The sequence below is a fragment of the Escherichia sp. KCJ4928 genome, assembly GCF_004352695.1.
GTDB lineage: Bacteria > Pseudomonadota > Gammaproteobacteria > Enterobacterales > Enterobacteriaceae > ECMA0423.
In genome coordinates this window covers 23162-48104 of record NZ_SJWV01000013.1, presented here as the reverse complement: position 1 = coordinate 48104, position 24943 = coordinate 23162, and the positions used below count along the sequence as shown (strand labels likewise).

The following is a 24943-nucleotide window of genomic DNA, read 5'->3' as shown; positions in this document are numbered from 1 at the left end:
GTATGTTATGTGGTGTCTGTTAATTATCCTAAAGGGGTATCTTAGGAATTTACTTTATTTTTCATCCCCATCACTCTTGATCGTTATCAATTCCCACGCTGTTTCAGAGCGTTACCTTGCCCTTAAACATTAGCAATGTCGATTTATCAGAGGGCCGACAGGCTCCCACAGGAGAAAACCGATGAGTAAATTCCTGGACCGGTTTCGCTACTTCAAACAGAAGGGTGAAACCTTTGCCGATGGGCATGGCCAGCTTCTCAATACCAACCGTGACTGGGAGGATGGATATCGCCAGCGTTGGCAGCATGACAAAATCGTCCGCTCTACCCACGGGGTAAACTGCACCGGCTCCTGCAGCTGGAAAATCTACGTCAAAAACGGTCTGGTCACCTGGGAAACCCAGCAGACTGACTATCCGCGTACCCGTCCGGATCTGCCAAACCATGAACCTCGCGGCTGCCCGCGCGGTGCCAGCTACTCCTGGTATCTTTACAGTGCCAACCGCCTGAAATACCCGATGATGCGCAAACGCCTGATGAAAATGTGGCGTGAAGCGAAGGCGCTGCATAGCGATCCGGTTGAGGCATGGGCTTCTATCATTGAAGACGCCGATAAAGCGAAAAGCTTTAAGCAGGCGCGTGGACGCGGTGGATTTGTTCGTTCTTCCTGGCAGGAGGTGAACGAACTGATCGCCGCATCTAACGTTTACACCATCAAAAACTACGGCCCGGACCGTGTTGCTGGTTTCTCGCCAATTCCGGCAATGTCGATGGTTTCTTACGCATCGGGTGCACGCTATCTCTCGCTGATTGGCGGTACTTGCTTAAGCTTCTACGACTGGTACTGCGACTTGCCTCCTGCGTCTCCGCAAACCTGGGGCGAGCAAACTGACGTACCGGAATCTGCTGACTGGTACAACTCCAGCTACATCATCGCCTGGGGGTCAAACGTGCCGCAGACGCGTACCCCGGATGCTCACTTCTTTACTGAAGTGCGTTACAAAGGGACCAAAACTGTTGCCGTCACACCAGACTACGCTGAAATCGCCAAACTGTGCGATCTGTGGCTGGCACCGAAACAGGGCACCGATGCGGCAATGGCGCTGGCGATGGGCCACGTAATGCTGCGTGAATTCCACCTCGACAACCCAAGCCAGTATTTCACCGACTATGTGCGTCGCTACACCGACATGCCGATGCTGGTGATGCTGGAAGAACGCGACGGTTACTACGCTGCAGGTCGTATGCTGCGCGCTGCTGATCTGGTTGATGCGCTGGGCCAGGAAAACAATCCGGAATGGAAAACTGTCGCCTTTAATACCAATGGCGAAATGGTTGCGCCGAACGGTTCTATTGGCTTCCGCTGGGGCGAGAAGGGCAAATGGAATCTTGAACAGCGCGACGGCAAAACTGGCGAAGAAACCGAGCTGCAACTGAGCCTGCTGGGTAGCCAGGATGAGATCGCTGAGGTAGGCTTCCCGTACTTTGGTGGCGACGGCACGGAACACTTCAACAAAGTGGAACTGGAAAACGTGCTGCTGCACAAACTGCCGGTGAAACGCCTGCAACTGGCTGATGGCAGCACCGCCCTGGTGACCACCGTTTATGATCTGACGCTGGCAAACTACGGTCTGGAACGTGGCCTGAACGACGTTAACTGTGCAACCAGCTATGACGATGTGAAAGCTTATACCCCGGCCTGGGCCGAGCAGATTACCGGCGTTTCTCGCAGCCAGATTATTCGCATCGCCCGTGAATTTGCCGATAACGCTGATAAAACGCACGGTCGTTCGATGATTATCGTCGGTGCGGGGCTGAACCACTGGTATCACCTCGATATGAACTATCGTGGTCTGATCAACATGCTGATTTTCTGCGGCTGTGTCGGTCAGAGCGGGGGCGGCTGGGCGCACTATGTAGGTCAGGAAAAACTGCGTCCGCAAACCGGCTGGCAGCCGCTGGCGTTTGCCCTTGACTGGCAGCGTCCGGCGCGTCACATGAACAGCACTTCTTATTTCTATAACCACTCCAGCCAGTGGCGTTATGAAACCGTCACGGCGGAAGAGTTGCTGTCACCGATGGCGGACAAATCCCGCTATACCGGACACTTGATCGACTTTAACGTCCGTGCGGAACGCATGGGCTGGCTGCCGTCTGCACCGCAGTTAGGCACTAACCCGCTGACTATCGCTGGCGAAGCGGAAAAAGCCGGGATGAATCCGGTGGACTATACGGTGAAATCCCTGAAAGAGGGTTCCATCCGTTTTGCGGCAGAACAACCAGAAAACGGTAAAAACCACCCGCGCAACCTGTTCATCTGGCGTTCTAACCTGCTCGGTTCTTCCGGTAAAGGTCATGAGTTTATGCTCAAGTACCTGCTGGGGACGGAGCACGGTATCCAGGGTAAAGATCTGGGGCAACAGGGCGGCGTGAAGCCGGAAGAAGTGGACTGGCAGGACAATGGTCTGGAAGGCAAGCTGGATCTGGTGGTTACGCTGGACTTCCGTCTGTCGAGCACCTGTCTCTATTCCGACATCATTTTGCCGACGGCGACCTGGTACGAAAAAGACGACATGAATACTTCGGATATGCATCCGTTTATTCACCCGCTGTCTGCGGCGGTCGATCCGGCCTGGGAAGCGAAAAGCGACTGGGAAATCTACAAAGCCATCGCGAAGAAATTCTCCGAAGTGTGCGTCGGCCATCTGGGTAAAGAAACCGACATCGTCACGCTGCCTATCCAGCACGACTCTGCCGCTGAACTGGCGCAGCCGCTGGATGTGAAAGACTGGAAAAAAGGCGAGTGCGACCTGATCCCTGGTAAAACCGCGCCACACATTATGGTCGTAGAGCGCGATTATCCGGCGACTTACGAACGCTTTACCTCTATCGGCCCGCTGATGGAGAAAATCGGTAATGGCGGTAAAGGGATTGCCTGGAACACCCAGAGCGAGATGGATCTGCTGCGTAAGCTCAACTACACCAAAGCGGAAGGTCCGGCGAAAGGCCAGCCGATGCTGAACACCGCAATTGATGCGGCAGAGATGATCCTGACGCTGGCACCGGAAACCAACGGTCAGGTAGCCGTGAAAGCCTGGGCTGCCCTGAGCGAGTTTACCGGTCGTGACCATACGCATCTGGCGCTGAATAAAGAAGACGAGAAGATTCGCTTCCGCGATATTCAGGCACAGCCGCGCAAAATCATCTCCAGCCCGACCTGGTCTGGCCTTGAAGATGAACACGTTTCTTACAACGCCGGTTACACCAACGTTCACGAGCTGATCCCGTGGCGTACGCTCTCTGGCCGTCAGCAGCTGTATCAGGATCACCAATGGATGCGTGATTTCGGTGAAAGCCTGCTGGTTTATCGTCCGCCGATCGACACCCGTTCGGTGAAAGAAGTGATGGGCCAGAAATCCAATGGCAACCCGGAAAAAGCGCTCAACTTCCTGACGCCGCACCAGAAGTGGGGTATCCACTCCACCTACAGCGACAACCTGCTGATGCTGACTTTAGGTCGCGGTGGTCCGGTGGTCTGGTTGAGTGAAGCCGATGCCAAAGATCTGGGTATCGCCGATAACGACTGGATTGAAGTCTTCAACAGCAACGGTACTCTGACTGCCCGTGCGGTTGTCAGCCAGCGTGTTCCGGCAGGGATGACCATGATGTACCACGCGCAGGAACGTATCGTTAACCTGCCTGGTTCGGAAATTACCCAACAGCGTGGTGGTATCCATAACTCGGTCACCCGTATCACGCCGAAACCGACGCATATGATCGGCGGCTATGCCCATCTGGCATACGGCTTTAACTACTACGGCACCGTAGGTTCTAACCGCGATGAGTTTGTTGTAGTGCGTAAGATGAAGAACATTGACTGGTTAGATGGCGAAGGCAATGACCAGGTACAGGAGAGCGTAAAATGAAAATTCGTTCACAAGTCGGCATGGTGCTGAATCTCGATAAGTGCATCGGCTGTCACACCTGTTCAGTTACCTGTAAAAACGTCTGGACCAGCCGTGAAGGCGTGGAATACGCGTGGTTCAACAACGTGGAAACCAAGCCGGGTCAGGGCTTCCCGACTGACTGGGAAAACCAGGAAAAATACAAAGGCGGCTGGATCCGTAAAATCAACGGCAAACTGCAGCCGCGCATGGGTAACCGTGCCATGTTGCTGGGTAAAATCTTCGCTAACCCGCATCTGCCGGGGATCGACGATTATTACGAGCCGTTCGATTTTGACTATCAGAACCTGCATACCGCGCCGGAAGGCAGCAAATCGCAGCCGATTGCCCGTCCGCGTTCGCTGATTAGCGGGGAACGGATGGCGAAAATCGAAAAAGGGCCGAACTGGGAAGATGACCTGGGTGGTGAGTTTGACAAACTGGCGAAAGACAAGAACTTCGACAACATCCAGAAGGCGATGTATAGCCAGTTCGAAAACACCTTTATGATGTATTTGCCGCGCCTGTGCGAACACTGCCTGAACCCGGCATGTGTGGCGACCTGCCCGAGCGGTGCGATTTACAAGCGTGAAGAAGATGGCATCGTCCTGATCGACCAGGATAAATGCCGTGGCTGGCGTATGTGCATCACCGGATGCCCGTACAAAAAAATCTACTTCAACTGGAAGAGCGGTAAGTCTGAGAAGTGCATCTTCTGCTATCCGCGTATTGAAGCGGGTCAGCCGACCGTGTGCTCAGAAACCTGTGTCGGTCGTATCCGTTATCTTGGCGTGCTGCTGTACGATGCCGACGCGATTGAACGTGCAGCCAGCACCGAGAACGAGAAAGATCTTTACCAGCGTCAGCTGGAGGTGTTCCTCGATCCGAACGATCCGAAAGTCATCGAGCAGGCGATTAAAGACGGTATTCCACTGAGCGTTATTGAAGCCGCACAGCAGTCGCCGGTTTATAAAATGGCAATGGAATGGAAACTGGCGCTGCCGCTGCATCCAGAATATCGCACACTGCCGATGGTCTGGTACGTGCCGCCTCTGTCTCCGATTCAGTCTGCAGCAGACGCGGGTGAGCTGGGTAGCAACGGCATTCTGCCAGACGTCGAAAGCTTGCGTATTCCGGTACAGTATCTGGCGAATCTGCTGACCGCCGGTGATACCAAACCGGTACTGCGCGCACTGAAACGTATGCTGGCGATGCGTCATTACAAACGTGCTGAAACCGTTGACGGTAAAGTTGATACCCGTGCGCTGGAAGAGGTCGGTCTGACCGAAGCCCAGGCACAGGAGATGTACCGTTATCTGGCGATTGCTAACTACGAAGATCGCTTTGTGGTGCCGAGTAGTCATCGTGAACTGGCACGGGAAGCCTTCCCGGAGAAAAATGGCTGCGGCTTTACCTTTGGTGATGGCTGCCACGGTTCAGATACCAAATTCAATCTGTTCAACAGCCGTCGTATCGATGCCATCGATGTGACCAGCAAAACGGAGCCGCATCCATGATCGAACTCGTGATTGTATCGCGTCTCCTTGAATATCCGGATGCTGCCTTATGGCAGCATCAACAAGAGATGTTTGAGGCGATTGCTGCGTCGAAAAATCTGTCGAAAGAAGATGCCCATGCGCTGGGCATTTTCCTGCGCGATTTAACGGCGATGGATCCGCTCGATGCCCAGGCCCAGTACAGCGAACTGTTCGACCGTGGCCGCGCCACGTCACTGTTGCTATTTGAACATGTTCACGGTGAATCCCGTGACCGCGGCCAGGCGATGGTGGACCTGCTGGCGCAGTACGAGCAGCACGGCTTGCAGTTAAACAGCCGCGAATTACCGGACCATCTGCCGCTGTATCTGGAGTACCTGTCGCAGCTGCCGCAAAGCGAAGCCGTGGAAGGTTTGAAAGATATCGCGCCGATTCTGGCATTGCTGAGCGCGCGTCTGCAACAGCGTGAAAGCCGTTATGCCGTGATGTTTGATCTGCTGCTGAAATTGGCCAATACCGCTATCGACAGCGACAAAGTGGCGGAAAAAATTGCCGACGAAGCGCGCGATGATACGCCGCAGGCGCTGGATGCTGTCTGGGAAGAAGAGCAGGTTAAATTCTTTGCTGACAAAGGCTGCGGTGATTCAGCAATCACTGCTCATCAGCGTCGCTTTGCCGGTGCCGTCGCGCCGCAATATCTGAATATCACCACCGGAGGACAGCACTAATGCAATTCCTGAATATGTTCTTCTTTGATATCTACCCGTACATAGCCGGGGCGGTCTTCCTGATTGGTAGCTGGCTGCGTTATGACTACGGGCAGTACACCTGGCGCGCGGCGTCCAGCCAGATGCTGGATCGCAAAGGGATGAACCTGGCGTCGAACCTGTTCCATATCGGTATTCTGGGGATTTTTGTTGGTCACTTCTTCGGTATGCTGACGCCGCACTGGATGTATGAAGCCTGGCTGCCGATTGAAGTGAAACAGAAAATGGCGATGTTTGCTGGTGGTGCCAGCGGCGTGCTGTGTCTGATTGGCGGCGTGCTGTTGCTGAAGCGTCGTCTGTTCAGCCCACGCGTGCGTGCAACCACTACCGGAGCGGATATCCTGATCCTGTCGCTGCTCGTTATCCAGTGCGCGCTGGGCCTGTTGACCATTCCGTTCTCCGCTCAGCATATGGACGGTAGCGAGATGATGAAACTGGTTGGCTGGGCGCAGTCGGTGGTGACCTTCCACGGTGGCGCTTCTCAACACCTCGATGGTGTGGCGTTTATCTTCCGTCTGCACCTGGTGCTGGGGATGACGTTATTCCTGCTGTTCCCGTTCTCGCGTCTGGTACACATCTGGAGCGTACCGGTGGAGTATCTGACACGTAAGTACCAGCTGGTGCGCGCTCGTCACTAAGCGAATTTTAGTTCACATAGACCCTGCTTCGGCGGGGTTTTTTTATGGGCACGGTGCGGGGTGAGTTGTCGGATGCGCTTCGCTTATCCGACCTACAGGGGAGGATATTGTAGGCCCGGTAAACGTGGTGCCATCGGGCAAAATTAGCTCGGAGTAACAGGTTTTGATTATTTAAGGAAGCGATGGTGGTGGGGGAAGGATTACTCAGCGCTGCGCGCTTCGCCCTTCGGGTCGTTGCCTGCGGCAACGCTCTCTCGCTGGCGCTCAAGTCGAACCTTGGTCGAAGCTTCTCATCCTTCCCCGCTTGGGCAGAATATTTAATTGCGGATTCGTTTGAGAGTTTACGGACTTTTGAAAAGTGATGGTGGTGGGGGAAGGATTACTCAACGCTGCGCGCTTCGCCCTTCGGGTCGTTGCCTGCGGCAACGCTCTCTCGCTGGCGCTCGAGTCGAACCTTGGTCGAGGCTTCTCATCCTTCCCCGCATGGGCAGAATATTTAATCGCGGATTCGTTTGAGAGTTCACGGACTTTTGAAAGTGATGGTGGTGGGGGAAGGATTCGAACCTTCGAAGTCGATGACGGCAGATTTACAGTCTGCTCCCTTTGGCCGCTCGGGAACCCCACCAGGGGTAATTCAAATTTTGAGGTAATACTTGAGATGGTGGTGGGGGAAGGATTCGAACCTTCGAAGTCGATGACGGCAGATTTACAGTCTGCTCCCTTTGGCCGCTCGGGAACCCCACCACGGGGTAATGCTTTTTACTGGCCTGCTCCCTTATCGGGAAGCGGGGCGCATCATATCAAATGACGCGCCGCTGTAAAGTGTTACGTTGAGAAAAATGAACTGGTTGCGTAATTTTCATCCGTAACGGATTAAAGGTAACCAGTTATTTTTGCTGGCGATTAAAGAATAATCGTCCGATTACCGTAAACAAAGACGCGCTGTGCCAGTACTTTGTATAGCGCACGACTTAAGACGTTTTTCTCGACGTCACGACCTGCGCGCATCATATCTTCAGCTGTGTAGGTATGATCGACATGAATAACGTCCTGCATGATGATTGGGCCTTCGTCCAGATTGTCATTCACATAGTGAGCGGTTGCGCCAATAATCTTCACACCACGTTCATAGGCCTGGTGATAAGGACGTGCGCCGATAAACGCAGGCAGGAATGAATGGTGAATATTGATGATTTTATTCGGGAAGCGTGCCACAAATTCCGGCGTTAATACCCGCATATACTTCGCCAGCACCACATAGTCAGGTTGATAAGCATCAATGGCGTCCGCCATCTTTTGATCGTGCTCGTTGCGGCTTAACCCTTCATGGCTTACCAGCTCAAACGGAATATCAAAACGCTCAACCAGAGAACGTAAAGTATCGTGGTTACCAATAACTGCCGCGATTTCGACATCCAGGCCGCCGTAATTGGCTTTCATCAACAAATCGCCAAGGCAATGCGCTTCTTTAGTGACCAGAATCACTATCCGGCGACGACCGGCAGGATTCAGCTCACGCACGGAGCCTTCTGGCAATGCGCTATCGAGATCCGCCAGCAGGGTGGAATCATTAAAAATCCCTTCCAGTTCCGTGCGCATAAAAAAGCGCCCGGTACGGTGATCAACAAATTCATTGTTCTGTACGATATTTAACTCGTGCTTGTAGCAAATATTGGTAATACGTGCGATCAGACCTTTTTGGTCCGGACAAATAGTACGCAGAACTTTACGTTGGAGTGAATGCATTGCTGGAAAAACCTTGTTGAGAGTGTTTGCTAAACCGTACCGTCAACCATTATTGGCCGCAGCACTTTTTAAATTTTTTACCTGAACCACAAGGGCAGGGATCGTTGCGACCAAACTGCGGACGTGTACCGTCAATATAGTACCATTGACCGTTTTCTTTCAAAAATCGCGAACGTTCAATTATTGCACCTGTTTTACCACCTTCGGTAAATCGAGCAACAAAACTGACAAATCCGATATTGTCGGCGTCCTGCCAACAATGTTCAAATACGGTCAATCCCAACCATTCAGTATGCGCAAATCCGGCCATCAATTCGGCACGTAACGCCGCTGCTCCACAAGAGGGATGCCAGGTCTTTATTAAATAATCTGCGTCTTGCATCACAAAAGCGCAGTAACGCGAACGCATGAGATGTTCTGGATCAGGTGCAACCTTTTCACCAGACACATAAGGGTGGCAACATAGGCTATACTCGACAGCACTACCACAGGGACAAAGCTGAGACACAAATAATCTCCCTGGAAACAATAACGGCGTATTAACCGCCTGAGTAGCACTATGTTAACCGAGCAGTAGCGATGTGGCTACGATTGCATTCCAGGGGAATCTTGCGGGAATAATGAGAAAGATAAAAATAGGGCTGGCGCTGGGATCTGGCGCGGCGAGAGGTTGGTCGCATATTGGCGTTATTAATGCGCTAAAAAAAGTGGGTATTGAAATTGATATCGTTGCAGGATGTTCAATTGGTTCGCTGGTGGGCGCGGCCTATGCATGCGATCGATTATCTGCGCTGGAAGATTGGGTAACCTCTTTCAGTTATTGGGACGTTTTACGCCTGATGGATCTCTCCTGGCAGCGCGGTGGGTTACTGCGCGGCGAGCGTGTCTTCAATCAATACCGCGAAATAATGCCGGAAACAGAGATCGAAAATTGTTCCCGTCGCTTTGCGGCTGTTGCCACCAATTTAAGTACGGGACGTGAATTATGGTTTACTGAAGGCGATCTCCATCTTGCTATTCGCGCATCATGCAGTATTCCAGGACTCATGGCACCTGTTGCACATAACGGCTACTGGCTGGTTGATGGAGCAGTCGTTAACCCAATTCCTATTTCCCTCACGCGTGCATTGGGGGCTGATATTGTGATAGCGGTTGACCTGCAGCACGATGCTCATTTGATGCAACAAGATTTGCTCTCCTTTAATGTCAGTGAAGAAAATAGCGAGAATGGTGATTCTCTGCCGTGGCATGCGCGTCTGAAAGAAAGGTTAGGCAGCATAACGACACGTCGGGCGGTGACAGCGCCAACGGCAACAGAGATTATGACCACTTCTATCCAGGTGCTGGAGAACCGCCTTAAAAGGAACCGCATGGCAGGTGATCCGCCCGATATTCTGATTCAACCTGTTTGCCCGCAAATATCTACGCTTGATTTCCATCGCGCGCACGCTGCCATTGCGGCCGGACAGCTGGCAGTGGAAAGGAAAATGGACGAACTTTTGCCGTTGGTACGCACCAACATTTGACCAGAATTTTTATCTACACTTAAGTTAATTCTGACAGGCGCAGGTGGCAATAGCATGCCACTATTGAGTAAAGCCAGTCAGGGGAGAGAACATGACGCAGCCATTGGTCGGAAAACAGATTCTCATTGTTGAAGATGAGCAGGTATTTCGCTCGCTTCTGGATTCATGGTTTTCCTCATTGGGAGCGACAACGGTACTGGCGGCTGATGGGGTGGATGCCCTTGAGTTGCTGGGAGGTTTCACTCCAGACCTGATGATATGTGATATCGCGATGCCACGAATGAACGGGCTTAAACTGCTGGAGCATATACGTAACAGAGGCGACCAGACCCCAGTTCTGGTGATATCTGCCACTGAAAATATGGCAGATATTGCCAAAGCGTTACGTCTGGGCGTTGAAGATGTTTTGCTGAAACCAGTTAAAGATCTGAATCGCTTGCGCGAGATGGTTTTTGCCTGTCTCTATCCCAGCATGTTTAATTCGCGCGTTGAGGAAGAGGAAAGGCTTTTTCGCGACTGGGATGCAATGGTTGATAACCCTGCCGCAGCGGCGAAATTATTACAGGAACTACAACCGCCGGTTCAGCAGGTGATTTCCCATTGCCGGGTTAATTATCGTCAATTGGTTGCCGCGGACAAACCCGGCCTGGTGCTTGATATTGCCGCACTTTCGGAAAACGATCTGGCATTTTATTGCCTTGATGTCACCCGAGCTGGACATAATGGCGTACTTGCTGCCTTGTTATTACGCGCATTGTTTAACGGATTATTACAGGAACAGCTTGCACACCAAAATCAACGGTTGCCAGAGTTGGGCGCGTTATTGAAGCAGGTAAACCATTTACTTCGTCAGGCCAACCTGCCGGGGCAGTTTCCGCTATTAGTTGGCTATTATCATCGCGAACTGAAAAATCTCATTCTGGTTTCTGCGGGTCTGAATGCGACGTTAAATACCGGCGAACACCAGGTGCAAATCAGTAATGGTGTTCCGTTAGGCACTTTAGGTAACGCTTATTTGAATCAATTGAGCCAGCGATGCGATGCCTGGCAATGCCAAATATGGGGAACCGGTGGTCGACTGCGCTTGATGTTGTCTGCAGAATGAGCAAACGATAACGCGGGCTAAATTTGCATTACCTGCTAATGTCGGCTGGTGGTACTATCGTCGCCATTCGTATAAGTAATTGTCTTAATTATGCTAACTCGCCTCCTTTTCAGAACTTAGCCCCTTCGGGGTGCTGATATACTGGGATGCGATACAGAAATATGAACACGTTCAAAACACGAACAGTCCAGGAGAATTTAAATGGCTGCCATTAATACGAAAGTCAAAAAAGCCGTTATCCCCGTTGCGGGATTAGGAACCAGGATGTTGCCGGCGACGAAAGCCATCCCGAAAGAGATGCTGCCACTTGTCGATAAGCCATTAATTCAATACGTCGTGAATGAATGTATTGCGGCTGGCATTACTGAAATTGTGCTGGTTACACACTCATCTAAAAACTCTATTGAAAACCACTTTGATACCAGTTTTGAACTGGAAGCAATGCTGGAAAAACGTGTAAAACGTCAACTGCTTGATGAAGTGCAGTCTATTTGTCCACCGCACGTGACTATTATGCAAGTTCGTCAGGGTCTGGCGAAAGGCCTGGGACACGCGGTATTGTGTGCTCACCCGGTAGTGGGTGATGAACCGGTAGCTGTTATTTTGCCTGATGTTATTCTGGATGAATATGAATCCGATTTGTCACAGGATAACCTGGCAGAGATGATCCGCCGCTTTGATGAAACGGGTCATAGCCAGATCATGGTTGAACCGGTTGCTGATGTGACCGCATATGGCGTTGTGGATTGCAAAGGCGTTGAATTAGCGCCTGGTGAAAGCGTACCGATGGTTGGTGTGGTAGAAAAACCGAAAGCGGATGTTGCGCCGTCTAATCTCGCTATTGTGGGTCGTTACGTACTTAGCGCGGATATTTGGCCGTTGCTGGCAAAAACCCCTCCGGGAGCTGGTGATGAAATTCAGCTCACCGACGCAATTGATATGCTGATCGAAAAAGAAACGGTGGAAGCCTATCATATGAAAGGGAAGAGCCATGACTGCGGTAATAAATTAGGTTACATGCAGGCCTTCGTTGAATACGGTATTCGTCATAACACCCTTGGCACGGAATTTAAAGCCTGGCTTGAAGAAGAGATGGGCATTAAGAAGTAACATCCGTATCGGTGTTATCCACGAAACGGCGTTGAGCAATCGACGCCGTTTTTTTATAGCTTATTCTTATTAAATTGTCTTAAACCGGACAATAAAAAATCCCGCCGCTGGCGGGATTTTAAGCAAGTGCAATCTACAAAAGATTATTGCTTGATCAGGAAATCGTCGAGGGATTTACCTTGCTCATCCATTGCTTTTTTGATTACAGCTGGAGTACGGCCTTGGCCAGTCCAGGTTTTAGTTTCGCCGTTTTCGTCAACGTAGCTATATTTTGCCGGACGCTGAGCACGTTTAGCTTTGGTGCCAGATTTAACGGCAGCAAGGCTATTCAGCAGTTCGTTCGGGTCAATACCGTCAGCGATCAGCATTTCGCGATATTGCTGCAGTTTACGAGTGCGCTCTTCAACTTCAGCAGCAGCCGCGCTTTCTTCTTCGCGACGTTCGTTAACAACAACTTCTAATTTTTCCAGCATTTCTTCCAGCGTTTCAAGTGTACATTCTCTTGCCTGCGCACGAAGAGTACGGATGTTGTTCAGAATTTTAAGTGCTTCGCTCATTGTAGTAATCTCAAACTTATATTGGGGTGGTTTGTTGAGGTAATAATAGAGCCTTAAATTCAGTTGTGCAATAGCCAGGAATGTAAGGAATTCAAAATTGTTCTTTATTTTGTGCCGCCAATAAATATCTTTTCATAAAATTAGCCAGAAAAGACGCGGCATATAGCCCTATTTACACCGATGATTTCGCAGCACGTGAGGTTAAAACTTCCTGATTCATGTCACATTTTATGGGGAGATTATCGTAGGCTGACGACCTTTCAGTCTTCTGTATTAGTTGTGTTTACGAGAATTCCCTATTAAGCGAATGATGAAAAGTAGAACAGTCGCAATAAGAGCATGGACTTAGTATTGCACTATCTCCTGGAGGTCAACAGAGGGCTATTACTTGCGCAACAGGTTAAAGATTGTGAATAGTTACCAGCAGTCATTTACCCGCTTATAACAAGCGAGGCAGTTGTAATGATAGCTCAGAAGGATTATGCAAGGCTTCGTAAGGGAGAACGCATATACCCACTTCTGTGCATACTGTTGAGCTGAAAAACTGACGAATTATGATAAACTCCAGCCAACTTTATTTCATATCATTGAGGGCCTGTGGCTGATGGCACAGCTATATTTCTACTATTCCGCAATGAATGCGGGTAAGTCTACAGCATTGTTGCAATCTTCATACAATTACCAGGAACGCGGCATGCGCACTGTCGTATATACGGCAGAAATTGATGATCGCTTTGGTGCCGGGAAAGTCAGTTCGCGTATAGGTTTGTCATCGCCTGCAAAATTATTTAACCAAAATTCATCATTATTTGATGAGATTCGTGCGGAACATGAACAGCAGGCAATTCATTGCGTACTGGTTGATGAATGCCAGTTTTTAACCAGACAACAAGTATATGAATTATCGGAGGTTGTCGATCAACTCGATATACCCGTACTTTGTTATGGTTTACGTACCGATTTTCGAGGTGAATTATTTATTGGCAGCCAATACTTACTGGCATGGTCCGACAAACTGGTTGAATTAAAAACCATCTGTTTTTGTGGCCGTAAAGCAAGCATGGTGCTGCGTCTTGATCAAGCAGGCAGACCTTATAACGAAGGTGAGCAGGTGGTAATTGGTGGTAATGAACGATACGTTTCTGTATGCCGTAAACACTATAAAGAGGCGTTACAAGTCGGCTCATTAACGGCTATTCAGGAAAGGCATCGCCACGATTAATAAGAATTTCTTTACTGACAGGGTGAGCAGGGCACTTTTATCCTGTCAGTTCGTTTTACGCACTTCTTCCGGGCTATATACCCTTCTCGGCAGTTTTTTAACGCCGCTATACGCCTCACAGGGCTCTTAAGCACCGACGTTGACTTGTGACCTGTAAAGTACAATATCCCTGTGTTTAGGCGTTATACATCGTCGCAAATATGATGAAGGCTAATGCTGTCGGTTTATGGAAAAGTTGCTTTGGGTAAACAAAAAAACGGCCCCAGAAGGGGCCGTTTATATTGCCAGACAGCGCTACTGATTAAGCGGATTTTTTCGCTTTTTTCTCAGCTTTAGCCGGAGCGGCTTCTTTTTTCGCTGCAGTTTCACCTTCTACATAATCACGACCGTAGTAGGTATCCAGCAGGATCTGTTTCAGCTCGGAGATCAGCGGGTAACGCGGGTTAGCGCCGGTGCACTGGTCATCGAACGCATCTTCAGACAGTTTATCCACGTTCGCCAGGAAGTCTGCTTCCTGAACGCCAGCTTCACGGATAGATTTCGGAATACCCAGTTCAGCTTTCAGCGTTTCCAGCCATGCCAGCAGTTTCTCGATCTTAGCAGCAGTACGGTCGCCCGGTGCGCTCAGACCCAGGTGGTCGGCAATTTCAGCATAACGACGGCGAGCCTGCGGACGGTCATACTGGCTGAATGCAGTCTGCTTGGTCGGGTTGTCGTTCGCATTGTAGCGAATAACGTTACAAATCAGCAGGGCGTTTGCCAGACCGTGCGGAATATGGAACTGGGAACCCAGTTTGTGCGCCATTGAGTGACATACACCCAGGAAGGCGTTCGCAAACGCGATACCCGCGATAGTCGCTGCACTGTGAACACGTTCACGCGCTACCGGATTTTTAGACCCTTCGTGGTAGGACGCTGGCAGATATTCTTTCAGCAGTTTCAGTGCCTGCAGAGCCTGACCATCAGAGAACTCAGATGCCAGTACAGAAACATAAGCTTCCATGGCGTGAGTTACTGCGTCCAGACCACCGAAAGCACACAGGGACTTCGGCATGTCCATAACCAGGTTGGCGTCGACAATCGCCATATCCGGAGTCAGCGCATAGTCTGCCAGCGGATATTTCTGACCAGTAGCGTCGTCAGTTACAACCGCAAACGGAGTGACTTCAGAACCTGTACCAGAAGTGGTGGTGACAGCGATCATTTTCGCTTTCACGCCCATTTTCGGGAACTTGTAGATACGTTTACGGATATCCATAAAGCGCAGCGCCAGCTCTTCGAAGTGAGTTTCCGGATGTTCGTACATAACCCACATGATCTTCGCGGCGTCCATCGGGGAACCACCACCCAGCGCGATAATCACGTCTGGTTTGAAGGAGTTTGCCAGTTCTGCACCTTTACGAACGATGCTCAGGGTCGGGTCCGCTTCTACTTCGAAGAAGACTTCAGTTTCAACGCCTGCTGCTTTCAGTACGGAAGTGATCTGATCAGCATAACCATTGTTGAACAGGAAGCGGTCAGTCACGATGAGCGCACGTTTGTGGCCATCAGTAATCACTTCATCCAGCGCGATTGGCAGGGAGCCACGGCGGAAGTAGATAGATTTCGGAAGTTTGTGCCACAACATGTTTTCAGCTCGCTTAGCAACGGTTTTCTTGTTGATCAGGTGTTTCGGACCAACGTTTTCAGAGATGGAGTTACCACCCCAAGAACCACAACCCAGAGTCAGGGAAGGTGCGAGTTTGAAGTTATACAGGTCACCGATACCACCCTGAGACGCTGGGGTGTTAATCAGGATACGAGCCGTTTTCATTTTCTGACCGAAGTAAGAAACGCGAGCCGGTTGGTTATCCTGGTCAGTGTACAGGCAAGAGGTATGACCGATACCGCCCATAGCAACCAGTTTCTCTGCTTTTTCTACCGCGTCTTCGAAATCTTTAGCGCGGTACATTGCCAGAGTCGGGGACAGTTTTTCATGTGCGAACGGTTCGCTTTCATCAACAACGGTCACTTCACCGATCAGAATCTTGGTGTTTTCTGGTACAGAGAAGCCTGCCAGTTCAGCAATTTTATAGGCTGGCTGACCAACGATAGCCGCGTTCAGCGCACCGTTTTTCAGGATAACATCCTGAACAGCTTTCAGCTCTTTACCCTGCAACAGATAGCCGCCGTGGGTTGCAAAACGTTCACGTACAGCGTCATAAACAGAGTCAACAACAACAACAGACTGTTCAGAAGCACAGATTACGCCGTTGTCGAAGGTTTTGGACATCAGTACAGATGCAACTGCACGTTTAATATCAGCAGTTTCATCGATAACAACTGGAGTGTTGCCCGCGCCTACACCGATAGCTGGTTTACCGGAGCTGTATGCGGCTTTAACCATGCCCGGACCACCAGTCGCGAGGATCAGGTTGATGTCTGGGTGGTGCATCAGTGCGTTAGACAGTTCAACAGAAGGTTGATCGATCCAGCCGATCAGATCTTTCGGAGCACCGGCAGCGATAGCAGCCTGCAGAACGATATCAGCCGCTTTGTTGGTGGCATCTTTTGCACGCGGGTGCGGGGAGAAGATAATGGCGTTACGGGTCTTCAGACTGATCAGCGATTTGAAGATAGCAGTTGAAGTCGGGTTAGTGGTCGGAACGATACCGCAAATAATACCGATTGGTTCAGCGATAGTGATGGTACCAAAAGTGTCGTCTTCAGACAGAACACCACAGGTTTTTTCATCTTTATAGGCGTTGTAGATATATTCAGAAGCAAAGTGGTTTTTGATCACTTTATCTTCGACGATACCCATGCCGGATTCGGCAACGGCCATTTTCGCGAGTGGGATTCGAGCATCTGCAGCAGCCAGAGCGGCGGCGCGGAAGATTTTGTCTACTTGCTCTTGAGTGAAACTGGCATATTCACGCTGGGCTTTTTTTACACGCTCTACGAGTGCGTTAAGTTCAGCGACATTAGTAACAGCCATAATGCTCTCCTGATAATGTTAAACTTTTTTAGTAAATCATCTGCTCGAATACGAGAGTATAGTCAGTGCGGTGATGATTTGCTTAACCTATGAAAATCAAAAGCTTACTCGCGCTCACACTCACTGTGATTTACTAAAAGAGTTTAAACATTAGAGTTATTATCTCTAATGCGTCACTTCCAGGTGGCGTAAGCAAGATTACTCACTTCTGGGTACTGATTACGTGATCCAAATCAAATTTTTGCAAAGCTGACACCTTTCAGCATCGCTTTTCGCCATTATAGCTAACAGTTAATAAATTGTAGTATGATTTGGTGGCTACATTAGCATGTTTTGCACAACTAGATAACAATAACGAATGATAGCAATTTTAAGTAGTTAGGAGGTGAAAAATGCTGTCAAAAGGCGTATTGTCAGCGCGTCTTTTCAACCTTATTTATGGCTAACATTATCCGGCTTTTGCTTCGGAGCTAACCGTGATTCAGACCTTTTTTGATTTTCCCGTTTACTTCAAATTTTTCATCGGGTTATTTGCGCTGGTCAACCCGGTAGGGATTATTCCCGTCTTTATCAGCATGACCAGTTATCAGACAGCGGCAGCGCGAAACAAAACTAACCTTACAGCCAACCTGTCTGTGGCCATTATCTTGTGGATCTCGCTTTTTCTCGGCGACACGATTCTGCAACTTTTTGGTATATCAATTGATTCGTTCCGTATCGCCGGGGGCATCCTGGTGGTGACGATAGCGATGTCGATGATCAGCGGCAAGCTTGGCGAGGATAAACAGAACAAGCAAGAAAAATCAGAAACCGCGGTACGTGAAAGCATTGGTGTGGTGCCATTGGCGTTGCCGTTGATGGCGGGGCCAGGGGCGATCAGTTCTACCATCGTCTGGGGTACGCGTTATCACAGCATTAGCTATCTGTTTGGTTTCTTTGTGGCTATTGCATTGTTCGCTTTATGTTGCTGGGGATTGTTCCGCATGGCACCGTGGCTGGTACGGGTTTTACGCCAGACCGGCATCAACGTGATTACGCGTATTATGGGGCTATTGCTGATGGCATTGGGGATTGAATTTATCGTTACTGGTATTAAGGGGATTTTCCCCGGCCTGCTTAATTAATTCCTTTCAAATGAAACGGAGCTGCCATGCTCCGTTTACTTCGTCATTATTTTTACTTTGTTCCCGCGCAGTTATCAAAAGCAAAAGGAATAGGTAAAATATTCTTCTCAAATTACAGTTAGTTATAAGGATTTCCTTAACTGCTTCTCCTCACCATCATGTTATTTTCGCCACATCATAATCCTGGGCTTGCTGAAGAATAATTGAAATGATATTAGTAATTCCACTGCCTTTGGTAGAGGAAAGTGCTAAATAATAATCAATTGTTAAATTATTGTGCATTTCACTACTGGAACTGTAATCAGAAAAGATAGACATGCTTAGCCAATCTCTATTTGATTGAATTGAAATATGTTTGTTAAGGCATGGATGCAAGCTATAGATTCTGATACGGTCAATAAAAGAGAATTGCTTAACAATTTTGCAAAATGTATTGGCGAGTAAGAACCGCATTTGGTACTTTCCGGGCAACCGCCAGACGATTCTTTATTGGTAATGAGAATAATTAACAATTAAAGAGCGTCGCGAAAGAATAATGTGTCTCGACAGGGGAGACACAGTACGAATCGACATAAGGTGATCGTCTGAATCACCAGAATAAATAAAGTCGGTGATAGTAATACGTAACGATAAAGTAACCTGACAGCAGAAAGTCTCCGAGCCTGTGCAGGGTCCCAATCCGGGATTACACATGCTGGTTAATACCAGTAATTATAATGAGGGAGTCCAAAAAACAATGACCAACATCACCAAGAGAAGTTTAGTAGCAGCTGGCGTTCTGGCTGCGCTAATGGCAGGGAATGTCGCGCTGGCAGCTGATGTACCCGCAGGCGTCACACTGGCGGAAAAACAAACACTGGTACGTAACAATGGTTCAGAAGTTCAGTCATTAGATCCGCACAAAATTGAAGGTGTTCCGGAGTCTAATATCAGCCGAGACCTGTTTGAAGGCTTACTGGTCAGCGATCTTGACGGTCATCCAGCACCTGGCGTCGCTGAATCCTGGGATAATAAAGACGCGAAAGTCTGGACCTTCCATTTGCGTAAAGATGCGAAATGGTCTGATGGCACGCCAGTCACAGCACAAGACTTTGTGTATAGCTGGCAACGTTCTGTTGATCCGAACACTGCTTCTCCGTATGCCAGTTATCTGCAATATGGGCATATCGCCGGTATTGATGAAATTCTTGAAGGGAAAAAACCGATTACCGATCTCGGCGTGAAAGCTATTGATGATCACACATTAGAAGTCACCTTAAGTGAACCCGTTCCGTACTTCTATAAATTACTTGTTCACCCATCAACTTCACCGGTGCCAAAAGCCGCTATCGAGAAATTCGGCGAAAAATGGACCCAGCCTGGTAATATCGTCACCAACGGTGCCTATACCTTAAAAGATTGGGTCGTAAACGAACGAATCGTTCTTGAACGCAGCCCGACCTACTGGAACAACGCGAAAACCGTTATTAACCAGGTAACCTATTTGCCTATTGCTTCTGAAGTTACCGATGTCAACCGTTACCGTAGTGGTGAAATCGACATGACTTATAACAACATGCCGATCGAATTGTTCCAGAAGCTGAAAAAAGAGATCCCGGACGAAGTTCACGTTGATCCATACCTGTGCACTTACTATTACGAAATTAACAACCAGAAACCGCCATTCAACGATGTGCGTGTGCGTACCGCACTGAAACTAGGTATGGACCGCGATATCATTGTTAATAAAGTGAAAGCGCAGGGCGACATGCCCGCCTATGGTTACACTCCACCGTATACTGATGGCGCAAAATTGACTCAGCCGGAATGGTTTGGCTGGAGCCAGGAAAAACGTAACGAAGAAGCGAAAAAACTGCTGGCTGAAGCGGGTTATACCGCAGACAAACCGTTGACCATCAACCTGTTGTATAACACCTCCGATCTGCATAAAAAGCTGGCGATTGCTGCCTCTTCATTGTGGAAGAAAAACATTGGTGTAAACGTCAAACTGGTTAACCAGGAGTGGAAAACGTTCCTCGACACCCGTCACCAGGGTACTTTTGATGTGGCCCGTGCAGGCTGGTGTGCTGACTACAACGAACCAACTTCCTTCCTGAACACCATGCTTTCGAACAGCTCGATGAATACCGCGCATTATAAGAGCCCGGCCTTTGACAGCATTATGGCGGAAACGCTGAAAGTGACTGATGAGGCGCAGCGCACAGCTCTGTACACTAAAGCAGAACAACAGCTGGATAAGGATTCGGCCATTGTTCCTGTTTATTACTACGTGAATGCGCGTCTGGTGAAACCGTGGGTTGGTGGCTATACCGGCAAAGATCCGCTGGATAATACCTACACCCGGAATATGTACATTGTGAAGCACTAATGGCAATACGTGGGGCAGGAGTGTCCTGCTCCACGGTGTCTGATTTTTATCGCATTACAGAAGGCACAGGCCAGAAGGTAGGGCAATGTTAAAATTTATTCTACGTCGCTGTCTGGAAGCGATTCCGACGCTATTTATTCTTATTACTATTTCGTTCTTTATGATGCGCCTCGCGCCGGGAAGCCCTTTTACCGGCGAACGTACTTTACCGCCTGAAGTGATGGCCAATATCGAAGCGAAATATCATCTTAATGATCCGATCATGACACAGTATTTCAGCTACCTGAAACAACTGGCGCACGGTGATTTCGGTCCATCGTTTAAATATAAAGATTATTCGGTCAATGACCTGGTTGCATCCAGTTTTCCCGTTTCTGCCAAACTGGGAGCCGCAGCATTTTTCCTTGCGGTAATACTGGGTGTTAGTGCTGGCGTTATTGCCGCATTAAAACAAAACACCAAATGGGACTATACCGTGATGGGGCTGGCAATGACCGGGGTTGTTATCCCCAGTTTTGTGGTTGCGCCATTATTAGTCATGATATTTGCGATCATTTTGCATTGGCTGCCGGGCGGTGGCTGGAATGGTGGGGCTCTTAAATTCATGATATTGCCGATGGTGGCGTTGTCACTCGCTTATATCGCCAGTATTGCGCGTATTACCCGTGGCTCTATGATTGAAGTATTACACTCCAACTTTATTCGTACTGCCCGGGCGAAAGGGTTACCTATGCGGCGGATCATTTTACGCCACGCATTAAAACCTGCTCTGTTACCCGTGCTCTCCTATATGGGCCCCGCATTTGTCGGCATTATTACCGGTTCTATGGTCATCGAAACCATTTATGGTTTGCCGGGGATTGGGCAACTGTTCGTTAATGGCGCATTGAACCGTGACTATTCCTTAGTGTTAAGCCTGACCATCCTGGTTGGTGCTTTAACCATTTTGTTTAATGCCATTGTCGATGTGCTATATGCGGTTATCGACCCGAAAATCCGTTACTGATACTGGAGCTCGCGATGATGTTAAGTAAGAAAAACAGCGAGACGCTGGAAAATTTCAGTGAAAAGCTGGAGGTCGAAGGGCGCAGCTTGTGGCAGGACGCACGTCGACGTTTTATTCATAACCGTGCGGCGGTTGCCAGTCTGATAGTGCTGGTGCTGATCGCGTTATTTGTAATCCTGGCACCGATGCTTTCCCAGTTTGCCTATGACGATACTGACTGGGCGATGATGTCCAGCGCCCCGGATATGGAGTCCGGTCACTACTTTGGTACTGACTCATCCGGTCGCGACCTGCTTGTGCGCGTTGCGATTGGCGGGCGTATCTCACTCATGGTCGGTGTTGCTGCGGCACTGGTGGCTGTGGTCGTCGGGACACTTTATGGTTCGCTTTCCGGTTATCTGGGCGGTAAAGTGGATTCGGTAATGATGCGTCTGCTGGAAATCCTCAACTCCTTCCCATTCATGTTCTTCGTCATTTTGCTGGTGACCTTTTTCGGTCAAAACATCCTGCTGATTTTCGTGGCGATAGGCATGGTTTCCTGGCTGGATATGGCTCGTATTGTGCGTGGGCAAACCCTGAGTCTGAAGCGCAAAGAGTTTATTGAGGCGGCACAAGTTGGCGGTGTATCGACATCGGGCATTGTTATTCGCCACATTGTGCCGAATGTACTCGGTGTGGTGGTGGTCTACGCATCACTTCTGGTGCCCAGCATGATCCTCTTTGAATCTTTCCTTAGCTTCCTGGGGTTGGGTACGCAAGAGCCGTTAAGCAGCTGGGGTGCATTGCTGAGTGATGGCGCGAACTCGATGGAAGTCTCTCCATGGTTATTGTTGTTCCCAGCGGGATTCCTCGTGGTGACGCTGTTTTGTTTCAACTTTATCGGCGATGGCTTGCGTGATGCCCTCGACCCGAAAGATCGTTAAGGAGTGCAGCCATGAGCGTAATTGAAACTGCAACTGTGCCGCTCGCACAACAACAGGCTGACGCACTGCTGAACGTGAAAGATTTGCGTGTCACCTTTAGTACCCCGGACGGCGACGTCACGGCGGTCAATGATTTGAATTTTTCCCTACGTGCCGGAGAAACGCTGGGTATTGTAGGTGAGTCTGGTTCGGGTAAATCGCAAACTGCATTTGCGTTGATGGGCCTGTTGGCTGCCAACGGACGTATTGGCGGATCGGCAACCTTCAATGGGCGTGAAATCCTCAATTTGCCAGAGCATGAACTCAATAAACTGCGCGCTGAACAAATCTCAATGATTTTTCAGGACCCAATGACTTCGTTGAATCCCTATATGCGCGTCGGTGAGCAGTTAATGGAAGTGCTGATGCTGCATAAGAACATGAGCAAAGCTGAGGCGTTTGAAGAGTCGGTGCGGATGCTCGATGCGGTAAAAATGCCGGAAGCGCGTAAACGCATGAAAATGTACCCGCACGAATTTTCTGGCGGCATGCGTCAGCGAGTCATGATTGCGATGGCATTGCTATGTCGACCTAAGCTACTGATTGCGGATGAACCCACTACTGCGCTGGACGTCACCGTACAGGCGCAGATCATGACGCTATTAAATGAACTGAAGCGGGAATTTAATACCGCCATCATTATGATCACCCACGATCTTGGCGTGGTGGCGGGGATCTGTGACAAAGTGCTGGTAATGTACGCCGGGCGCACGATGGAATATGGTAATGCGCGCGATGTCTTTTATCAACCCGTTCATCCTTATTCTATCGGTTTGCTCAACGCGGTGCCGCGTCTTGATGCGGAAGGTGAAACAATGTTGACCATCCCGGGTAATCCGCCAAACTTGCTGCGATTACCGAAAGGTTGCCCGTTCCAGCCACGTTGTCCACATGCGATGGAAATTTGTAGTAGCGCACCGCCGCTGGAAGAGTTTACGCCTGGCCGTCTGCGTGCTTGCTTTAAACCGGTGGAGGAACTGTTATGAATGCTGTAACTGAAGGAAGAAAAGTCCTCCTTGAAATCGCCGATCTTAAAGTGCACTTTGAAATCAAAGATGGCAAACAGTGGTTCTGGCAACCGCCGAAAACGCTCAAAGCCGTCGATGGTGTCACTCTTCGCCTGTATGAAGGGGAAACATTAGGTGTGGTAGGGGAATCGGGATGCGGTAAGTCCACCTTTGCTCGCGCCATCATCGGTTTGGTCAAGGCGACCGACGGTCATGTTGCCTGGTTAGGTAAAGAGTTGCTGGGCATGAAGCCCGATGAATGGCGTGCCGTTCGCAGTGATATTCAGATGATTTTCCAGGATCCGTTGGCATCGCTAAACCCGCGTATGACCATCGGCGAGATCATCGCTGAACCACTGCGTACTTATCATCCGAAAATGTCACGCCAGGAAGTTCGCGAGCGCGTGAAGGCGATGATGCTGAAAGTCGGGTTATTGCCTAACCTGATTAACCGCTATCCGCATGAGTTCTCCGGTGGGCAGTGCCAGCGTATCGGGATTGCTCGTGCTCTTATTCTTGAACCGAAGCTGATTATCTGCGATGAGCCGGTTTCGGCGCTGGACGTGTCAATTCAGGCGCAGGTGGTCAACCTGCTCCAGCAGCTGCAACGTGAGATGGGATTGTCATTAATTTTTATCGCTCATGACCTGGCCGTGGTAAAACACATTTCCGATCGTGTGTTGGTGATGTATCTCGGCCATGCGGTAGAACTGGGGACCTATGATGAGGTCTACCACAATCCACTACATCCTTACACCAGGGCATTGATGTCGGCAGTCCCCATACCTGATCCGGATCTGGAGAAGAACAAAACCATCCAGTTACTGGAAGGGGAATTACCGTCGCCGATCAACCCGCCTTCCGGTTGTGTTTTCCGTACCCGTTGCCCGATTGCCGGTCCGGAGTGCGCCAAAACACGTCCTGTTCTGGAGGGGAGTTTCAGACACGCCGTTTCTTGCCTGAAAGTCGATCCGCTTTAAACACAATAAGGGCTGACAGTTGTCAGCCCTTTTTCACGCCGAAAGCGATTATTTATTCCCGCCAGATGATATGGCAAAGTTTGTGATCTTTTTCGCGGCATAACAGAATGCGGGCGAAAACATCGTTGATTTCACCATCTTCACTGTCCGCCAGACCAATCACCACTTCGGCAAAAAAGTCTGGGTTCAAATCGAAATCAACATGTTCCTGCCAGTCTTCCGCCGGATCGAATAACTCCGCGCCGCCGCGCTCTTCAAACTGAAGATTGAACAGCAGAACATCAGCTGGATCGAGATTGTCGGCAGCCAGTTCGAGAAAAATATCGTAGGCCTGCTCAAGCGTTTCATCTTCAGTCAGGCGATTGTTTAGATCCATATCCATAGTCACTACCTGTTTAACCTCTGTTGG

The 24943-nt window shown here is 49.6% G+C and carries 21 protein-coding genes, 2 tRNA genes and 2 other RNA genes; 15 read left to right on the top strand and 10 right to left on the bottom strand.

Annotation, left to right across the window (positions count from 1 at the left end; all coding sequences use genetic code 11):
• Window positions 1-181: 181 nt before the first annotated feature.
• From E0D98_RS03955 to narI, 4 genes are read left to right on the top strand one after another with little or no spacing between them, the layout of a single operon-like run.
• Window positions 182-3925, top strand: a complete 3744-nt coding sequence (locus E0D98_RS03955; RefSeq protein ID WP_096855842.1) for a nitrate reductase subunit alpha — start codon at window positions 182-184, stop codon at window positions 3923-3925.
• On the top strand, window positions 3922-5460 hold the full coding sequence (narH, locus tag E0D98_RS03950) for a nitrate reductase subunit beta (protein WP_000702645.1): 1539 nt from the start codon (window positions 3922-3924) through the stop codon (window positions 5458-5460). Before E0D98_RS03955 ends, narH begins: the two co-directional genes overlap by 4 nt.
• Window positions 5457-6167, top strand: a complete 711-nt coding sequence (gene narJ / locus E0D98_RS03945) for a nitrate reductase molybdenum cofactor assembly chaperone (RefSeq protein WP_000571699.1) — start codon at window positions 5457-5459, stop codon at window positions 6165-6167. Before narH ends, narJ begins: the two co-directional genes overlap by 4 nt.
• Window positions 6167-6844 (top strand): respiratory nitrate reductase subunit gamma, encoded by a 678-nt coding sequence (gene narI, locus E0D98_RS03940; RefSeq protein WP_001160110.1) that lies wholly within the window; start codon window positions 6167-6169, stop codon window positions 6842-6844. The genes narJ and narI overlap by 1 nt, the downstream gene beginning before the upstream one ends.
• Before the next feature lie 183 nt (window positions 6845-7027).
• On the opposite strand, the gene E0D98_RS03935 is transcribed toward narI, so the two are convergent.
• The 6 genes from E0D98_RS03935 to E0D98_RS03910 all read right to left on the bottom strand — a co-directional run bounded on the left by E0D98_RS03935 (window position 7028) and on the right by E0D98_RS03910 (window position 9098).
• Window positions 7028-7159, bottom strand: a non-coding RNA gene (locus tag E0D98_RS03935) — RtT sRNA.
• A 47-nt stretch (window positions 7160-7206) separates the two neighbouring features.
• A non-coding RNA gene (locus tag E0D98_RS03930) (RtT sRNA) lies at window positions 7207-7338 on the bottom strand.
• 46 nt (window positions 7339-7384) lie between these two features.
• Window positions 7385-7469: transfer RNA gene (locus tag E0D98_RS03925), tRNA-Tyr, on the bottom strand.
• Window positions 7470-7503: 34 nt separating this feature from the next.
• A tRNA-Tyr gene (locus tag E0D98_RS03920) sits at window positions 7504-7588 on the bottom strand.
• A gap of 159 nt (window positions 7589-7747) precedes the next feature.
• Window positions 7748-8590 (bottom strand): formyltetrahydrofolate deformylase, encoded by an 843-nt coding sequence (gene purU / locus E0D98_RS03915; RefSeq protein WP_000555849.1) that lies wholly within the window; start codon window positions 8588-8590, stop codon window positions 7748-7750.
• A gap of 49 nt (window positions 8591-8639) precedes the next feature.
• The gene (locus E0D98_RS03910) at window positions 8640-9098 is read right to left on the bottom strand and encodes a YchJ family protein (RefSeq protein ID WP_001307143.1); all 459 of its coding nucleotides are present in this window, start codon (window positions 9096-9098) and stop codon (window positions 8640-8642) included.
• 112 nt (window positions 9099-9210) lie between these two features.
• Here E0D98_RS03910 and rssA point away from each other — a divergent pair, with 112 nt between their 5' ends.
• The 3 genes from rssA (at window position 9211) to galU (ending at window position 12331) form a co-directional block, all read left to right on the top strand.
• On the top strand, window positions 9211-10116 hold the full coding sequence (rssA, locus tag E0D98_RS03905) for a patatin-like phospholipase RssA (protein WP_001295622.1): 906 nt from the start codon (window positions 9211-9213) through the stop codon (window positions 10114-10116).
• Between the two features lie 91 nt (window positions 10117-10207).
• A complete protein-coding gene (gene rssB / locus E0D98_RS03900; RefSeq protein WP_000193447.1) occupies window positions 10208-11221 on the top strand; it encodes a two-component system response regulator RssB in 1014 nt (337 codons plus the stop codon).
• Between the two features lie 201 nt (window positions 11222-11422).
• Window positions 11423-12331, top strand: coding sequence for a UTP--glucose-1-phosphate uridylyltransferase GalU (galU, locus tag E0D98_RS03895; RefSeq protein WP_000718995.1), 909 nt, complete (start codon window positions 11423-11425; stop codon window positions 12329-12331).
• Window positions 12332-12474: 143 nt separating this feature from the next.
• Here the strand turns inward: galU and hns are convergent, their stop codons facing one another.
• Entirely contained in the window at window positions 12475-12888 is a 414-nt protein-coding gene (hns, locus tag E0D98_RS03890) for a histone-like nucleoid-structuring protein H-NS (protein WP_001287378.1), read from the bottom strand.
• Window positions 12889-13492: 604 nt separating this feature from the next.
• Here hns and tdk point away from each other — a divergent pair.
• Window positions 13493-14110 (top strand): thymidine kinase, encoded by a 618-nt coding sequence (gene tdk, locus E0D98_RS03885; protein WP_000068079.1) that lies wholly within the window; start codon window positions 13493-13495, stop codon window positions 14108-14110.
• A 301-nt stretch (window positions 14111-14411) separates the two neighbouring features.
• Here tdk and adhE read toward each other — a convergent pair whose 3' ends face one another.
• The gene (gene adhE, locus E0D98_RS03880) at window positions 14412-17087 is read right to left on the bottom strand and encodes a bifunctional acetaldehyde-CoA/alcohol dehydrogenase (RefSeq protein ID WP_000301651.1); all 2676 of its coding nucleotides are present in this window, start codon (window positions 17085-17087) and stop codon (window positions 14412-14414) included.
• Between the two features lie 392 nt (window positions 17088-17479).
• Between adhE and ychE (E0D98_RS27805) the strand changes: the two genes are divergently transcribed.
• Together ychE (E0D98_RS27805) and ychE (E0D98_RS03875) are read left to right on the top strand one after the other, a co-directional pair.
• On the top strand, window positions 17480-17533 hold the full coding sequence (ychE, locus tag E0D98_RS27805; protein ID WP_211180492.1) for a protein YchT: 54 nt from the start codon (window positions 17480-17482) through the stop codon (window positions 17531-17533).
• A 30-nt stretch (window positions 17534-17563) separates the two neighbouring features.
• Window positions 17564-18211 carry an NAAT family transporter YchE gene (gene ychE, locus E0D98_RS03875; RefSeq protein WP_000616554.1) on the top strand — a complete coding sequence of 216 codons (648 nt, stop codon included), beginning with the start codon at window positions 17564-17566 and terminating at the stop codon, window positions 18209-18211.
• Between the two features lie 156 nt (window positions 18212-18367).
• On the opposite strand, the gene E0D98_RS27365 is transcribed toward ychE (E0D98_RS03875), so the two are convergent.
• Complete coding sequence (locus E0D98_RS27365) at window positions 18368-18664, bottom strand: hypothetical protein (RefSeq protein WP_001211510.1); 297 nt, start codon at window positions 18662-18664, stop codon at window positions 18368-18370.
• 283 nt (window positions 18665-18947) lie between these two features.
• On the opposite strand from E0D98_RS27365, the gene oppA reads away from it, so the two are divergent.
• The 5 genes from oppA (at window position 18948) to oppF (ending at window position 24534) form a co-directional block, all read left to right on the top strand.
• Window positions 18948-20579, top strand: coding sequence for an oligopeptide ABC transporter substrate-binding protein OppA (oppA, locus tag E0D98_RS03870; protein ID WP_001297114.1), 1632 nt, complete (start codon window positions 18948-18950; stop codon window positions 20577-20579).
• Window positions 20580-20664: 85 nt separating this feature from the next.
• Entirely contained in the window at window positions 20665-21585 is a 921-nt protein-coding gene (oppB, locus tag E0D98_RS03865; RefSeq protein WP_000911112.1) for an oligopeptide ABC transporter permease OppB, read from the top strand.
• 14 nt (window positions 21586-21599) lie between these two features.
• On the top strand, window positions 21600-22508 hold the full coding sequence (gene oppC, locus E0D98_RS03860) for an oligopeptide ABC transporter permease OppC (RefSeq protein WP_000979648.1): 909 nt from the start codon (window positions 21600-21602) through the stop codon (window positions 22506-22508).
• An 11-nt stretch (window positions 22509-22519) separates the two neighbouring features.
• Window positions 22520-23533 carry a murein tripeptide/oligopeptide ABC transporter ATP-binding protein OppD gene (gene oppD / locus E0D98_RS03855; protein ID WP_000110945.1) on the top strand — a complete coding sequence of 338 codons (1014 nt, stop codon included), beginning with the start codon at window positions 22520-22522 and terminating at the stop codon, window positions 23531-23533.
• Complete coding sequence (oppF, locus tag E0D98_RS03850) at window positions 23530-24534, top strand: murein tripeptide/oligopeptide ABC transporter ATP-binding protein OppF (RefSeq protein WP_000994905.1); 1005 nt, start codon at window positions 23530-23532, stop codon at window positions 24532-24534. Before oppD ends, oppF begins: the two co-directional genes overlap by 4 nt.
• 52 nt (window positions 24535-24586) lie before the next feature.
• Here oppF and E0D98_RS03845 read toward each other — a convergent pair whose 3' ends face one another.
• Window positions 24587-24916, bottom strand: coding sequence for an HI1450 family dsDNA-mimic protein (locus E0D98_RS03845; RefSeq protein WP_000366959.1), 330 nt, complete (start codon window positions 24914-24916; stop codon window positions 24587-24589).
• Window positions 24917-24943 lie beyond the last annotated feature (27 nt).